Below are 16,352 nucleotides of genomic sequence, written 5' to 3' on the forward strand. Positions count from 1 at the left end.
ACAATTTAATTAAAAACGGCACAATCTCCTTATATTATATCATAAGGATCTTATCTTATTGATAACGACCACCAATAGGCTATTTTTTATTCTCTCTTAAAACATATAACTATAAGCCGCATGGATAAAAACGCTCTCTAAAAAATAAGAATTTTTAAAAGAATTTCTAGTCTTTGAAAAAGGGATTTTAGTCCCAAGCTCTATGCGGTGGTGGCGATCGATCGTGCTGCCAAGCCCTACATTAATTAGCCCGTTATAACCCATAAACGAACTATTTTTCATGCCTAAATGGTTATTTTGATAAAAATACCCTATCCCAAGCCCCCCATACACCCCAAAGCTATATTTTTTATAAGTGTAAAAATCGCTCAACACGTCCATATTTAAGCTCAATAAAGAAGTGTTAATCGTGTGGAATGCGGTGGGTTTGATTGCCATAAGGTAGGAAAATTCACCCCTTAACGCTAGAGCTTTAAAAAAAGCGAATTGATACCCTCCTTTAGCCCCCCATAAAAAAGCCGTATAAGAAGAATCACTAGCCGGTTTTGGGGTTATTTCAATAGGGGCTAAACCCACCATAGCCCCAAAATAAATATGACTTTTTTTAGGCTCAAACGCCCCTAACAAGCCCGCCCATAAAGCCAAAATGAAAGCAATTTTTTTCATTCTAAAGTTTTTTGGTTTTGATAAAACCGCTTGATTTTGTCGTCTATGGGAGCGAGCAAACGATAAAACACCGGCACAATGAGTAAGCTTAGCACCATAGAAATCATCAAGCCCCCACTCATCGCAATCCCTATAGGGGATTTCATCGCCGCTCCATCCCCACTCGCTAACGCTAAAGGCAGCATCCCGCAAACCATCGCAATGGTCGTCATTAAAATCGGTCTTAAACGGGTTTTGCCGGCAAACAAAATGGCTTCTTGGATATTCAAACCTTTTTTACGCTCTTCATTCGCCACATCAATTAAAAGCGTGGCGTTTTTACCCACCATACCAATGAGCAAGATCAAGCCTATCATAGAGAACATGCTCAAAGGCTGATGGACTAAACCTAGAGCAAAAAACGCCCCTGAAAAGCTTAAAGGCATGGTAACCATGATGATAAAAGGCTCTAAAATGGATTCATACAACGCCGCTAAAATCATATAAATCAACACAAACGCTGTCGCTAAAGCGACTAAAAACTCCCCATTAGTCTCTTTAGCGTTGTCCGCTTCACCGGTAAATCTGTAATTCGCCCCCTCAACCAGCCATTCTTTAGTGTTTTTACTCACTTGCGTTAAAATTTCCCCTAAAGAGATACCCGCTTTAGGTTGAGCGAGCACCGTAACGCTGCGTTGGCGGTTATAGCGAGAAATACTGGACGGGCTTTTAGTTTCTGTGATTTCCACTAAAGCGTCTAAAAACATCAATTTATCGTATTTGTTACGCACTTGCAAGCGTTTGATGTCTTCTACAGAAACGCGCTTGTCATCAGGCACTCTGATGATCATGTCGTATTCTTTGCCATCTTCTTTGAACACGCTCGCTTGAGAAGTCCCAGAGAAAGCAGAGCTCACCACTGAGCCAATGGTTTGAGCGCTCACGCCGTATTTGTTGGCGTTTTGTCTTAAGATTTTCAGTTGCAATTGCGGTTGCGATTCGCTCGTGCTTGTATGATAGCTTTCAACCTTGCCTTTTAATTCAGGGCTTTCTAATAAGAATTTTTTCAAATTCGCCACGCTTTTATCCACCGCTTCTTGAGAATGGGAAAACACAAAGGTTTGGAAGGGCGAACTATCCCCACCGCCCCCTAAAAGCGAGACTTCAGAAAGATTAATAGTATCTAAACCTTTAGCTTCAGGCATGCTTTTTAATTCCTTCCTTAAAGCGCTCATCAACTCAAATTGCCCCAATTCACCCTCTTTTTTGCGCTCTTTTAAAGGCTTGAGTTGCACAAAAATCTTAGCTCTAAAAGGGTTTTGCGTGGTGCCATAACCCACTTGCAAGGTGGTGAATTCCACTTCATCATGTTTTTCAATCGCTTTTTGAAAGATCTTACTCTTTTGTGTCATGTAATCTATGCTCACGCCCGGTTTAGCCTTAAGCCACACTAAAAATCTCCCCCTATCTTCTTTCAGCATGAAATCCATACCCAATTTAGAAGCCACAAAAAGCGAACCCACAAACACCAAAACCACCGTTATAAAGATAATAAGCTTGTGGTTTAATACCCATTGGAGCAATCTGGTATAACGAGACTCTAAAGCTTTAAAAAAAGGCTCACTCCACACGTAAAAACGAGAATGCCTGGGATTGACCACCACTGAGCTTACCATGGGGATAATCGTAACGACCACCACATACGATAGAGCGATCGCTAAAGCCACCGTGATCCCAAAGCTTTGGAAAAAACGTCCGATAATGCCTTTCATGTTCCCTATAGGCACAAACACAGAGAGCAGCATCGCTGAAATCGCTACTAGAGCAAAGCCAATTTCCCTCACCCCCTCATAGCTCGCTTTGCGTTTGCTCATGCCCATTTCTAGCTTTTTATGGATGTTTTCAATCACCACGATCGCATCATCAATGATAATCCCTATCGCTAGCGTTAAAGCCACCATGGTGAGCATGTTTAATGAAAAGCCCATCCATTGAATGAGCGCAAAAGTCCCCATGATAGAAATAGGGATAGAGATCGCTGAAACGAGGGTGATCGTGCCGTTACGCAAGAACGCAAACACCACTAAAACCGCTAAAATCGCCCCTAAGATTAGGTCAAATTTCACGTCTTCAATAGAGGTGCGGATATAGCTCGTGGTGTCTAAAAAGGGTCTGATTTCATAGTTAGGGCTAATGGCTTGAATGCGCTTTAAAGCTTCATACACCCTATCCACGATTTCAATTTCATTCGCTCCGGCAATCTTTTGGATTTCTAAAATCACACCGGGTTTGTCTTTAAAGCTCGCAAAAGTGTTGTCTTCTTCCAAACCGATTTCAATTTTTGCAATATCCCCAAGACGCACATGATTACCCACTTGAATCTTTTCCACATCCGCAACGCTATAACTATTCGCATTGATTAAAATAGACAATTCCCTTTGGCTATTGACAATGCGCCCCCCATCAATTTCCACATTCTCCGCTTTAAGCGTGCTGAAAAGATCCGCATAAGTGAGATTGTATTTATTCATCAAAGTGGGATCTGCATAAATCCTAATCTGGCGCTCCCTAAAGCCGTTGAGTTGCACGCCCCCTACCCCATTGATTTTTTGGAGCATGGGTTTAATGGTGTTTTTAGCGTAGTCATTAAGGGTTGTAGCCGGCACGCTTGAACTGCTCACAAACAATGAAATAATGGCTTGGCTGTCGGTATCAAATTTATTGATAGAGGGTTTTTTAATGTTAGAATCATCAAAACGCACCGAAGAAATTTTATTAACCACATCGTTTAAGGCTTCTTCATTAGGCTTTTCTAATTCAAATTCAATGACGACGATACTCACATTTTTAGAGCTCGTGGAAGTAACCTTTTTGATCCCATCAATCCCCATCACCGCTTCTTCAATCTTATCGGTTACCTTACTCTCTATGATTTCAGCGCTAGCCCCAGGATAAGTCGTAGTAACCACCACTGTAGGCAAATCAATTTTAGGGAAAAGCGCCACGCTCAATTTTTTAAAACCCATAGTCCCAAAAAAGACAATCGCCAAAGCAAACATCAAGGTCGTAATAGGACGATTAATCGCTGTTTTATACATCAAAATACCCTATTATTTCGTTTGGATAAACCCATCGCCAAAAAGCCCCACTGCCATAGGCTTAGACAAAAGGGCTTCAGCGCTCACTTTCCTGGTGTTTTCATCAACCGTGGGGTAAATCTTAGTGATTTTAATTTCATGCTGATTAGAATCCCCATCTATAGAATAAGTGTAAGTATCCCCCACTTTGACTGCATTAATATATTTAGAATCAAATTCAATAACCAATTTCCTAGCATGGCTGACTAATCTCAATAACACCGTGTTATTCGCGCTCACCCCTTCGCCCACTTGAATGTTTTTGCTCGCTATTACGCCATCAAAAGGGGCCCTTAAAATGGTTTTATTCAATACCGCAATAGAATAAGCGTAATCTGATTCCAAACGCCTGTAATTGAACTCATAACTCTCTAGAGTGTTTTTATCCACAGCGCCCCCGGTTTTGCTGTATCGTTGGTATTGCTTTTTAGCAAAAATGAGTTGTTGCTCGGTAGAATCGCTTTGAGCCTGCTTCTCTTGATTATACAAAAGCAACAAAACATCGCCCTTTTTGACCACGCTCCCCTCAGTAACCTTAATGCTATCCACAATCCCTGTGCTATCCAGAGTGAGTTTGGAGTCTTGCATCGCTTTCACATTGAAAATCGCATACACTTTTTCGCCAGCTTCCATGCTCAAAAAACTCAAAAAAAGTCCTATTAAAATTTTTCGTATCATTTTCATTCCCTTAATGCACATAGTCGTCTATTTTATGCCCGCTGTTGAAAATGTAATTGGCTTTTTGCACTTCATAATTGTTGAGCGCTAAATTGTAAGCCACTTCCGCATCAAAGCGCGTGGTTAAGCCCCTTAAATAGGTGGTGAAATCCACTAAATTAGCGTCGTATTTCCTTTTAATATTGGCAAAAGAAAGATTGGCCGCATCCAAACTAGCCTTAGAAGATTCAATCTTGGCTCTGGCGATATCAAGCGATTTTCTGTAAAGCTGTTCGTCTTTTTCTTGCTCTAATTTTTTATACGCTAAATTCTTTTCATTCGCTAATTGGCCTAACATGATGGATTGTTTTTGCAAGCTCAAGCCTATATCATCAAAAATATTCAAAGTCGCAGTAACCCCAGCCGTATTTTGCTGACCGGGGTAGAGATTCCCAAAACGCCCTGTGGCATAAGCGGGTTTTTGGATCCAAAAAAGCCATGAGTCAAAGACATCTATCTTGGGGTAATAATTGAGTTGCTTGTTTTGGTATCTGATTGCAGAAATCTGCTCCCTTAAAGAGACTAAATCTTGCCTTTCTCTCAATTGCAAATTAGGCGCATCAATCGTGGTCTTTTTCAAATTTTTCACACTGAGGTTAGTGAGGTATTCTAAAGTCAAGCGGTTTTGCTCCAAAGCAAATTGCATGTCCAAAATATCGTATTCGCTCAAATTCCCTTGCGCTTTTAAGCTTTGCAAATCATCAATCGTGGTTAGCCCTTCGTCATAGAGTTTGGTAACCCTTTTAATGTCTGTTTTGATTTGCTCTAATTTCTTTTGTAAAGCGATCATGCGAGCGAGATTGTTAAAATACTCATAATATTGTTGCACCACTTGCAAATACACGCTCTGGCGGCTATACTCTAAATTAGCCACAGTGGATCGGTAAGTCGCAGACTTTTCTTTGACATTATTCACATCGCTAAAACCATTAAACACATTCAATGTGACTTGAGTTTGGAGTTGTTGGGTGTTATAATGCTTATATTCTGGAGTATCCCTAGCTTCATTTTTAAAATTATAACTCGCGTTCAAAGTGGGCAAAAACATCGCTTTGGCGATGGTGTGGTTTTTCATCGCTTGCTTGACATTGAGTTCTTGCGCTTGCAAACTGAGATTAGTGGTAGCCCCTTTTAGCAATTCATAAAGCCCCAAAGCGGCTTTATCGCTTTTTTCATGGTATTTAGCAATCTCTTGATTGATAGTGGTCGCTGTTTCTTTAGGCGAGGATAAAAAACTCGGTGTTGCTTCTAAAGAACTTGTCGGCGGATCAATGAGTTTTAAATTCTTGTGGCTATAATTGTTAAGGATTTGCTTGATTTCATCAGGGGTTTTAGAGGGGGTTTGTGCTAGAGTTAAAGCTGCACACAAGCCCCATAAACTCGCATATCTTATAATAGTATTCATCAATCCCCCTATCGCCTGGTTTTAGCATGCACTAATTGCACTAAATATTTTGCGTTTTCTCTGGGCAAATCCGGTAACATCCCATGCCCTAAATTAAAAATATGCCCTTGATTGCCCATGACTTTTAGAATCCTTTCAACCCCTTCTTCCAAAGCGTTTTTATCATAAAGGCGGGTGGGTTCTAAATTCCCTTGCAAAACATACTTATCGCCTAAAATCTTTTTTGCCACCTCTAAAGGCGTGCCCCAATCCACGCCAAACACATCAAATTCCCCGTCTATGCTATCCAAATAAGCGCCAATCCCTTTAGGGAAAAGGATAACCGGGATATGCGCGTAGCGTTTTTTAAGCTCTTTAGAGATTTTTTTCAAATAATCCCAACTGAATTTCAAATACGCTTCTTTTTCTAAAGCGCTAGCCCATGAGTCAAAGATCATCACCGCATTGACCCCTGCTTGGATTTGAAGGCTCAAATACTCTATCAATTCAAGGCTCAATTTTTCTAAAAGCACTTTTAAAACTTCAGGCTCGCTATAGAGCATTTTCTTGCTTTTAGCATACGATTTGCTCCCCTCGCCTTCTATCATGTAAGTCGCTAAAGTCCAAGGCGATCCGCAAAAACCGATTAACGCTTTCTCTTTAGAAAGCTTTTGGCGCGTTTGAGAAATCGTATCATAGACATAGTTTAGTTGTTTATAAGCCCCTACTTTTAGGCTTTCTGCGCTTTTTAAATCCGTAATCGTCTCTAAAAAATGCGGCCCCTTTTTGGGGATAAATTCCAAATTCAAGCCCATTTCCAAAGGCACTACTAAAATATCGCTAAACAAAATAGCCGCATCCACGCCCAAAATCTCTACCGGCTGCAAAGTAACTTCTGTGGCTAGATCGCTATTTTTACACAATTCCAAGAAACTCCCCGCTTTTTTACGGCTCTCTTGGTATTCGCTAAGGTAACGCCCCGCTTGCCTCATCATCCAAATGGGCGTGTAAGGCGTTTCCTTTCTAAAGCATGCGTCAATGAAAATCATCATAACTCCTTAAAAATTTGTTTAGTGGTTTGTTTTTATACTTTATAGTTAGTTTTTAAAATGAATATTTTACCCTAAAAATCTCGTAAAATCATAAAAAGTGAAAGCGATACCAATAGAATAGATATTCAATCGTGGCGTGCCAAAAGCCTTAGAAAATTTGCTTTGGATAAAATAAAAAGGGATACCACCCCTTGCTTCTATGCTCAAGCCAAAATTTTTAGCCGCATTGAAAAATAAGCCCACACTCCCCACCGCTGATTGGATATTGAATTGATACTTATCAATCTTAGCCCCTAAAATTTGAAGCTGGTAGCCTAAGGCGATTTTAGGGATAACCCACCCCTTAAAAAGCCTAACCCCAGCGACTAGCCCAGCGCTCATGAAATACGAATCGCCCATTCCTGCATCCAAATACCCCCCTAATAAAGCTTTCTTTTTTAAAACATACCCTACCTGAAAGCCTAAAGAAGCGTCATGGTAAGTTTTATCCATTAAAATAGGAGGGCGGTTTTTAGGGCGGATAGGGGATCTTTTAGTCGTTTCTGCATGCTGATAAAGATAGCCGATTTTAAAAGAGCCAAAATATTTTTTAGTAGGCTCTAAAGGTTTGAAAAAATTCCAATCCTTTTTGGCCAGTAAAACGCCTTTTAAAAGGCTTAAGATTAAGAAAAATCTAAAAATCAAAGCTTTAATTCCAATTTTTGTTTGGAAAATTCTACAATCTTTCCATGGAATCTCGCATAAAGTTGCGCTAAAGAAATGGTGTTTTCATAAAGCACTAAGGCAGAATTTAAATTCTCTTGAACGCCTTTTTCAAAAAAATGTTGCAATTCGTCATAATCTTCTATCTCTATGCCTAATTTTTTTAAAAAAAGATAGCTGTATTTATCCACCACCATCACTTCTTTAGCACACACATAGCATAAAATCGCATCCGCGCTTTCTTTGCCAATGCCCTTTTGGTCTAAAAGCCACTCTCTGGTTACTTCTTGTTTAAAATTTTCAAAACTTTGAAAGTCTTTTAAAATATTCTTGCTCAAATCAATCAGTCGTTTGGCTTTTTGGTTATAAAACCCGCTAGGGCGGACACACTCTGCAAGCTTTGAAAACTCTATATAAGCGATTTTTTTAAGATTGATTTCATCATCATTTTCTAAAATGAAAGCGTTTTTTAGATTTTCTAAAGATTTCAAAACGGCTTCAAATTTAGTGTTTTGCGTTAAAACCGCCCCTAGTAGGGCTTCAAATTTCAAAGCGTTAGGCCACCACCAAGCAGGGGCGTTTTTCAATAAATCCAAGCTCTTTAAAGCCTTTAAAATCTCAAAACTATCCAACACAATAACCGCCTGTAATAAAAAGAAATAAAAAAGAGTATTTTATTAAAAAAGAAGTAAAAATTAAAGCGAAAAGCCAACGCTTAAAGCGTCAGCCCCATACAAACACCTTTCTTAAAACTAAGTTAAAAGCCTTAAGATATTTTGTTGAACGGTATTGGCTTGACTCATCGCATAGCTGCCTGATTGCGCCAAAATGTTGTTTTTATTGAAATTCGCGCTCTCTTCAGCGAAATCCACATCCCTGATTTGAGACTCAGCCGCTTTAACATTCACTTGAGTGATGCTGATGTTATTCACGGTGCTAATCATTTGATTTTGCACAGAACCTAAATCAGAGCGGACTTTATCCAACATTTTCATCGCAGACTCGGCAATATCAATCACCACCATCGCGCCTCTTAAGGTTGTAACCCCAGATCCCAAGCTTTGATTACCGCTAGCGATGACAGCGTTATAGTTCGCGCCACTCGCTGATTTGACATTAGCGTTAAAATTCCCGGTAACATCGCGCAAATTCACCGTGGTTTCTGCCACTTGAGATTCCCCAAAACCAATCGCTGTGAAACCTAAATGCTGCGAGTCAGAAGCCGAAACGACATTGATGCTCTTAGCGTCTAATCGTGTAAGAGAAAGCCTCCCATAGTTAGTAGAACCTTTTGTTAAATCCTGACCGCCATTAACCATCGTTAAAGCACTAGGCCCGTTACTGACGCTATCGGTTTTAATTTCAATCCCACGACCATCTATACTGCGCAAATTCAAGCGCCCTTTTTGATCCGTATAAGCTTCCACGCCGGTTTCTGAAGTAACCGCATTGATCGCTGCGACTAACCTTCCGTCTGAGTCATTTTTCTTAATATCTGCGATATTACCCAAATGAATCCCATTTAAGGTTAAATTACTCAAACTTCCTGACTGGACCGCCACATCGCTCGTGGTGATAACGCTCGCATAAGCTTTAACGCCTGTTCGGTTAGAGTTTTTGTTGATCACTTCTGCTAACACGCCAATCCCTGTGCCTGCTGAACTAGAGACTTTCACGCTCTCTAAAGTTACATCATTCACGCCATCCACTTGTTTAAAAGTCAAGCTAATATCCCCAGAAGCCGTGATTAACGCACCTGTAGCGATACGAACCTGACCGATTTTATCGGAAGTGGTAGAGCCGATAGAAGCCTTAATACTTTGGTTAGAATAAGCCCCTACTTGGAATTCTTTGTTAGTGAATTGACCAGACAATAACGCTTGCCCATTATAAGTAGTCGTGTTACCGATATTGTCTAAACCTTGAATCAAACGAACGATGTCAGATTGAATCGCTTTACGAGATTCCGTAGTTTGCCCGTCTTGAGCCGCTTGAGTCGCTTTAACCTTAACGGTGTCTAAGATTTTTAACTGCTCATCCATAGCCTTATCCGCAACCTGGATAATCCCCATGCCGTCATTCGTGTTGGCAATCGCTTGACCCAAACTGCTCGCTTGTGAGCGCAAAGAATCCGCCACCGTCATGCCTGATGCGTCATCAGCCGCTTTATTAATCCTTAAACCTGAACTCAATCGCTCCAATGAAGTTTTAAGTGCGTTTTGAGTGAGTGCGGATTGCACATGCGCATTCATCGCATTGATATTTGTATTGACCTGAAAAGCCATTGTTGTAACTCCTTGTTATAAAAAACCCAAAGGCATCCTTGCTTTTGGTTGGAACTATAATCGGTTAAAGTTTGAAATTTTAAAGGGCTTTATTTTAAAAGCAAAATTAGGGGCATGAAAATGGGTTATAATAAAGAAAATTTGATTATTGCATGCAAACACCGATGGATACCATAAAAAACATTCCCCTAAGGACTTTCATTTTACTCTATAAAAGCTCACCAAAATGTGTTGTGTTGGCATCAATTACAGTGCTATTGATTGGTATTCTCCCATCAATAAATATTCTTGTTACAATAAGATTGATTGATATTGTGGTAAACCTATTGCAAAATCATATGCATTTTGAATACAGCTTGCTGTTACCAACTTTGCTACTATGGGGGACCTTGCTATTTTTAACGCATGTGTTCTTAGGAATTTTATCAAGCTTGCAAACCATTATTGCCGAACAATTTTCTATAAACATCATCACACAGCTCGCTAATAAACTCACACAAGTTAAAAATCTAAATTTTTTTGAAAACAAAGATCACACTATTAAGCTTAACGCTATCCATAATGGTCTATACATCCGTCCCCTAAATTATGTCAGTAATCTATTTTTTAACTTGCAACGCATTATAGGGCTTGTGAGTCTGTTTGGGATATTATTTTCCATTAGTATTTATCTACCCTTTATAATGATTTTTGCAACAGTGCCTTGTATTTTCATCTCCAATCATATAGCAAAAAACATAGTGCTTCCATAGATAAGCTTCAAGACAAAAAAGAGAGCATACAAAATTATCTATATTCTGGACTAGATAACCAAAAGAACAAGGACAACCTATTATTTAGTTTTGTATTCAATTTTTATCATAAATTTATTGAAACAAAAGAATTATATCTTAATAATTTTGTGAAAGTAGCCCAAAAAAACTTAATATTCACCATATATACTGATGTTTTAACCACCATTTTAAGTATTGCACTATTTTTTCTAATGGTTTTTATTATCCTTTCAAAATCCTGTGGGGGCAATTGCTGGGTATATCCAAGCATTTAGCTCTACCCAACAGCAACTACAAGATTTATCATTTTATGGAAAGTGGTTTTTTACTATCAATAAATATTTTGAAAATTATTTTTATATATTAGATTACAAAACACCAAAACTAGAATCACAAATCAGATTAGAAGAAAAAATCCATAGTATTACATTTGAAAACATTAGTTTTTCTTATTCTAATTCAAAACCTATTTTTGAAAATTTTAATCTTTCTTTAAGCACTAACAAAATTTATGCATTAGTCGGTAGGAATGCTAGTGGGAAAAGCACGCTGATTAAATTATTGCTAGGGTTTTATATCCCAAATTCAGGTCAAATTATTATCAATAACAAATACTCATTACAAGATTTAGAGCTAAACAGCTACCACCGACAAATGAGTGCCATATTCCAAGATTTTTCTCTTTATGCTGGGTATAGCATTGATGATAATCTTTTCATGCAAAACAACCCCACAAGAGAGCAATTAAAGCAAAAGAGAGAAATGCTAAAATCTTTTGATGAAAATTTTCAAAATTGTCTTAATGATTGCAACAACACACTATTTGGAGCGCAATATAATGGGGTAGATTTTTCTCTGGGTCAAAAGCAACGCATAGCCACTATAAGAGCCTTTTTAAAACCAAGTCATTGTGTTGTTTTAGATGAGCCAAGCAGTACTATTGACCCCATTATAGAAAAAGAGTTTTTGGATTTTATTTTTAAAAAATCGCAATCTAAGATTGCTTTAATCATTACACACCGCATGGGTAGCGTCAAACAGGCTGATGAAATTATTGTGTTAGACAAAGGCAAACTTATAGAACAGGGCAACTTTGAAACCCTTATAAAGAAACAAGGCTTATTTTCTGAATTGTATTTGAAGCAGCAATACTAACGAGCGATTAAAATATTTGGTAATTTTGGGTATAATCCCAAAAGATTCAAATTTAAATAAGGAATGCCACCATGTTTGGGAATAAACAGTTGCAACTTCAAATCAGTCAAAAAGATTCTGAAATTACGGAGTTAAAAAAGGAAGTCAATCTCTATCAAAGCCTTTTAAATTTGTGCTTGCATGAAGGTTTTGTAGGCATTAAAAACAATAAAGTCGTTTTTAAAAGCGGGAATCTTGCAGGCTTAAGCAATCTAGAAGAGCAAAGCGTTCATTTTAAAGAAAATGCAGAGAGCGTTAATTTACAAGGCGTTTCTTATTCTTTAAAAAGCCAAAATATTGATGGCGTGCAGTATTTTTCACTAGCCAAAAAAACAGGGGGTGTGGGGGAATACCATAAAAGCGATTTGTTTAAGACTTTTTGTGCAAGCTTAAAAGAGGGCTTAGAGAACGCGCAAGAAAGCATGCAGTATTTCCATCAAGAAACAGGCTTGCTCTTGAATGCGGCTAAAAATGGCGAAGTGCATTCTACTGAAGGATTAGGGACCGTTAATAAAACGGGTCAAGACATTGAATCGCTTTATGAAAAGATGCAAAACGCCACTTCGTTAGCGGACTCCCTCAACCAACGGAGCAATGAAATCACTCAAGTCATTTCTTTGATTGATGATATTGCAGAGCAAACCAATCTCTTAGCCCTAAACGCCGCTATTGAAGCCGCACGAGCGGGCGAGCATGGGAGAGGGTTTGCGGTGGTGGCTGATGAGGTGAGAAAGCTCGCTGAAAAAACCCAAAAAGCCACTAAAGAAATCGCTGTCGTGGTTAAAAGCATGCAACAAGAAGCGAACGATATTCAAACCAACACCCACGATATTAATTCTATTGTAGGCTCTATTAAGGGCGATGTGGAAGAGCTTAAATCCACCGTAAAAAATAACATGATTGTCGCGCAAGCCGCAAAATACACCATCTACAATATCAATAACCGGGTGTTTTGCGGTCTGGCCAAACTGGATCATGTGGTCTTCAAAAACAATCTTTATGGCATGGTTTTTGGCCTCAACTCCTTTGATATTACCAGCCATAAGAGTTGCCGTTTAGGCAAATGGTATTATGAGGGCGCGGGTAAAGAAAACTTTGCTAACACTTCAGGCTATAGAGCTTTAGAAAGCCACCATGCGAGCGTGCATGCTGAAGCTAATGATTTGGTTAAAGCCGTTCAAGAAGACCACATTACCGATTCAAAATACCTAGAGCATAAAGTGCATTTAATGGAAGATAGCGCTAAACATGTTAGAGAAAATATTGATAAGATGTTTTACGAAAAACAAGACGAACTCAATAAAATCATTGAAAAAATTCAAAAAGGCGAATGATCCCATTCAATGAAGTGTTTTGATGTTTTCTAAATCTTTAGAAGCCCTACGCCATGCCAAACGCTACCGCAAAAGAGAGTTGTTTGACCCTTTATTAAAAGATTACGCTTCTAATGATTATTTGGGTTTGAGCGTTAAAAAAGATTTGCTTGAAAACGCCTTTGATAAGCTCCAGTCCTTTGATTGCCACTCCCCCAAGGCTTCCATGCTAGTGAATGGCTACCACCCTTTGCATGCAGAATTAGAAGAACGATTAGCCAATTTGTTGGAATTTGAAAGCGCTCTTTTAGTGGGGAGTGGTTTTTTGGGCAATCTGGCTTTAATAGACACCCTTTTAGTCAAAAACGCCCTCTTATTCATGGACGAACACTACCATGCGAGCGGGATTTTTAGTGCCAAAGCTAAACCTGATCAAGTGGTTTTTTTCTCGCACAATGATATTAAAGATTTGAAACAAAAACTCTTTAACGCCCCTAAAAACAAGCTCAAATTCATAGCCATTGAGGGGGTTTATTCTATGGATGCGAGCATCGCTCCTTATGATTTTTATGCAATCACTCAAGAGATTCCTAACGCTTTTTTAATCGTGGATGAAGCCCATAGTTTTGGGACTATCGGCGAGAATTTGTTGGGTTTTTTAGAATATTATCGCATCAAAGAAAAAGACAAAATCATTAAGCTCAGCACTTTTTCTAAAGCGCTTGCGAGCTATGGGGCGTGTGTTTTAGCCTCTTTACAAGTCACAGAGTTTTTAACTAATCGCGCTAAAAGCGTGATTTACACCACCGCTTTAAGCCTGTTAGACACCGCTTTGACTTTGGCTCATTTAGAATACTTTATCGCGCAAAAACAGGAATTGAAAAAAGAGCTTATCAAACACCAACAGATTATTTTTGAAACTTTAGGCGTTAGAACGCTCGCAGGATTTTTTACTCTAGAATTTGAAAACAATCCCGCCCTTTTAAACGCCCAGTATTTTTTGAAAGAAAAAGGGTTTTTAGTGGGAGCTATCCGCCCCCCTACGGTTTCTAAACCCCTTTTGCGCGTCTCTTTGTCCCTCAAAAACAGCTTAGAAGACACTAAAGAGCTTGCAAACGCCCTTTTAGATTATTCTAAAATACAATCTTCTTTTAAGAGTGGTTAATGCTAAAAAAGATTTTTTATGGTTTTATCGTTTTATTTTTGATTATCATAGGGTTGTTGGCCGTTCTTGTCGCTCAAGTTTGGGTAACTACGGATAAGGATATTGCTAAAATTAAAGATTATCGCCCCAGTGTCGCTTCACAGATTTTAGACCGAAAAGGGCGTTTGATCGCTAATATCTATGATAAGGAATTTCGTTTTTATGCGCGTTTTGAAGAAATCCCCCCACGATTTATTGAAAGCCTTTTAGCAGTAGAAGACACCCTCTTTTTTGAGCATGGGGGGATCAATTTGGACGCTGTCATGCGCGCTATGATTAGAAACGCTAAAAGCGGTCGTTACACCGAAGGGGGTAGCACCCTAACCCAACAACTCGTTAAAAACATGGTGCTCACGCGAGAAAAAACCCTGACCAGAAAACTCAAAGAAGCTATCATCTCCATACGCATTGAAAAAGTCTTAAGCAAAGAAGAAATTTTAGAGCGTTATTTGAACCAAACTTTTTTTGGGCATGGGTATTATGGCGTGAAAACCGCAAGTTTAGGGTATTTTAAAAAACCTCTTGACAAACTCACGCTTAAAGAAATCACCATGTTAGTCGCCTTACCCAGAGCCCCAAGTTTTTATGACCCTACCAAAAATTTAGAATTTTCACTTTCTAGGGCTAATGATATTTTAAGGCGGTTGTATTCTTTAGGCTGGATTTCTTCTAACGAGCTCAAAGGCGCTCTCAATGAAGTGCCAATCGTTTATAACCAAACTTCCACGCAAAATATCGCTCCCTATGTCGTGGATGAAGTGTTGAAGCAATTGGATCAATTAGACGGGTTAAAAACTCAAGGCTACACCATCAAGCTCACGATAGATTTGGATTACCAACGCTTAGCGTTAGAGTCCTTGCGTTTTGGGCATCAAAAAATCTTAGAAAAAATCGCTAAAGAGAAGCCAAAAACTAACGCCTCTAATGATGAAGATGAAGACAACTTGAACGCCAGCATGATAGTTACAGACACAAGCACCGGTAAGATTTTAGCTTTAGTGGGGGGGATTGATTATAAAAAAAGCGCTTTCAATCGCGCCACGCAAGCCAAACGGCAGTTTGGGAGCGCAATCAAGCCCTTTGTGTATCAAATCGCTTTTGATAATGGCTATTCCACGACTTCTAAAATCCCTGATACCGCGCGAAACTTTGAAAATGGCAATTATAGTAAAAACAGCGAACAAAACCACGCATGGCACCCTAGCAATTATTCTCGCAAGTTTTTAGGGCTTGTAACCTTGCAAGAAGCCTTAAGCCATTCGTTAAATCTAGCCACGATCAATTTAAGCGATCAGCTTGGCTTTGAAAAAATTTATCAATCTTTAAGCGATATGGGGTTTAAAAATCTCCCTAAAGATTTATCTATTGTGTTAGGGAGCTTTGCTATCTCACCCATTGATGCGGCCGAAAAGTATTCTTTATTTTCTAATTACGGCACCATGCTTAAACCCATGCTCATTGAAAGCATCACCAACCAACAAAACGAAGTCAAAACTTTCACGCCCATTGAAACCAAAAAGATCACTTCCAAAGAACAAGCTTTTTTAACCCTTTCAGCGCTGATGAATGCGGTAGAAAACGGCACAGGGAGTTTGGCTCGCATTAAAGGTTTAGAAATTGCCGGTAAAACTGGGACTTCTAACAACAATATTGACGCTTGGTTCATTGGCTTTACCCCCACCTTACAAAGCGTGATCTGGTTTGGGAGAGACGATAACACGCCTATTGGCAAAGGAGCGACAGGAGGCAGCGTTGTGAGTGCGCCTGTGTATTCGTATTTCATGCGTAACATTTTAGCGATTGAACCTTCTTTAAAAAGAAAGTTTGATGTCCCCAAAGGCTTGCGTAAAGAAATCGTGGATAAAATCCCCTACTACTCAACTCCCAATTCCATCACCCCCACCCCCAAAAGAACAGACGATAGCGAGGAACGCTTGTTGTTCTAA

At 39.2% G+C, this 16,352-nt stretch carries 12 protein-coding genes and 1 pseudogene; 5 read left to right on the forward strand and 8 right to left on the reverse strand.

Annotated features, from left to right (window positions below):
- Nucleotides 1-96 precede the first annotated feature (96 nt).
- The 8 genes from H7N69_RS02175 to H7N69_RS02210 all read right to left on the reverse strand — a co-directional run bounded on the left by H7N69_RS02175 (nt 97) and on the right by H7N69_RS02210 (nt 9,922).
- Complete coding sequence (locus tag H7N69_RS02175; protein ID WP_187884664.1) at nt 97-666, reverse strand: outer membrane beta-barrel protein; 570 nt, start codon at nt 664-666, stop codon at nt 97-99.
- Nucleotides 663-3,743: an efflux RND transporter permease subunit HefC gene (gene hefC, locus H7N69_RS02180; protein WP_187884665.1), complete on the reverse strand. Its 3,081-nt coding sequence runs from the start codon at nt 3,741-3,743 to the stop codon at nt 663-665. The genes H7N69_RS02175 and hefC overlap by 4 nt, the downstream gene beginning before the upstream one ends.
- 12 nt (nt 3,744-3,755) lie before the next feature.
- The gene (gene hefB, locus H7N69_RS02185) at nt 3,756-4,460 is read right to left on the reverse strand and encodes an efflux RND transporter periplasmic adaptor subunit HefB (protein WP_187884666.1); all 705 of its coding nucleotides are present in this window, start codon (nt 4,458-4,460) and stop codon (nt 3,756-3,758) included.
- A gap of 10 nt (nt 4,461-4,470) precedes the next feature.
- On the reverse strand, nt 4,471-5,904 hold the full coding sequence (gene hefA, locus H7N69_RS02190; protein WP_187884667.1) for an efflux RND transporter outer membrane subunit HefA: 1,434 nt from the start codon (nt 5,902-5,904) through the stop codon (nt 4,471-4,473).
- Nucleotides 5,905-5,912: 8 nt separating this feature from the next.
- Entirely contained in the window at nt 5,913-6,932 is a 1,020-nt protein-coding gene (hemE, locus tag H7N69_RS02195; RefSeq protein ID WP_187884668.1) for a uroporphyrinogen decarboxylase, read from the reverse strand.
- Nucleotides 6,933-7,001: 69 nt separating this feature from the next.
- Nucleotides 7,002-7,619, reverse strand: a complete 618-nt coding sequence (locus H7N69_RS02200; RefSeq protein ID WP_187884669.1) for a hypothetical protein — start codon at nt 7,617-7,619, stop codon at nt 7,002-7,004.
- Complete coding sequence (locus H7N69_RS02205) at nt 7,616-8,272, reverse strand: 3-methyladenine DNA glycosylase (RefSeq protein ID WP_187884670.1); 657 nt, start codon at nt 8,270-8,272, stop codon at nt 7,616-7,618. The genes H7N69_RS02200 and H7N69_RS02205 overlap by 4 nt, the downstream gene beginning before the upstream one ends.
- 117 nt (nt 8,273-8,389) lie before the next feature.
- Nucleotides 8,390-9,922: a flagellin A gene (locus H7N69_RS02210; RefSeq protein ID WP_000885496.1), complete on the reverse strand. Its 1,533-nt coding sequence runs from the start codon at nt 9,920-9,922 to the stop codon at nt 8,390-8,392.
- A gap of 152 nt (nt 9,923-10,074) precedes the next feature.
- On the opposite strand from H7N69_RS02210, the pseudogene H7N69_RS02215 reads away from it, so the two are divergent.
- The 5 genes and pseudogenes from H7N69_RS02215 (at nt 10,075) to pbp1a (ending at nt 16,352) form a co-directional block, all read left to right on the forward strand.
- A pseudogene (locus H7N69_RS02215) lies at nt 10,075-10,970 on the forward strand (ABC transporter ATP-binding protein).
- Nucleotides 10,936-11,850, forward strand: coding sequence for an ATP-binding cassette domain-containing protein (locus H7N69_RS02220; RefSeq protein WP_187884671.1), 915 nt, complete (start codon nt 10,936-10,938; stop codon nt 11,848-11,850). Before H7N69_RS02215 ends, H7N69_RS02220 begins: the two are co-directional and overlap by 35 nt.
- Before the next feature lie 71 nt (nt 11,851-11,921).
- Nucleotides 11,922-13,223, forward strand: a complete 1,302-nt coding sequence (tlpD, locus tag H7N69_RS02225; RefSeq protein ID WP_187884672.1) for a chemotaxis chemoreceptor TlpD — start codon at nt 11,922-11,924, stop codon at nt 13,221-13,223.
- Between the two features lie 22 nt (nt 13,224-13,245).
- The gene (locus H7N69_RS02230) at nt 13,246-14,367 is read left to right on the forward strand and encodes an aminotransferase class I/II-fold pyridoxal phosphate-dependent enzyme (RefSeq protein WP_187884673.1); all 1,122 of its coding nucleotides are present in this window, start codon (nt 13,246-13,248) and stop codon (nt 14,365-14,367) included.
- Entirely contained in the window at nt 14,367-16,352 is a 1,986-nt protein-coding gene (gene pbp1a / locus H7N69_RS02235) for a penicillin-binding protein 1A (RefSeq protein ID WP_187884674.1), read from the forward strand. Before H7N69_RS02230 ends, pbp1a begins: the two co-directional genes overlap by 1 nt.

It is taken from the genome of Helicobacter pylori (genome assembly GCF_014497725.1).
GTDB classification, from domain to species: domain Bacteria; phylum Campylobacterota; class Campylobacteria; order Campylobacterales; family Helicobacteraceae; genus Helicobacter; species Helicobacter pylori_DE.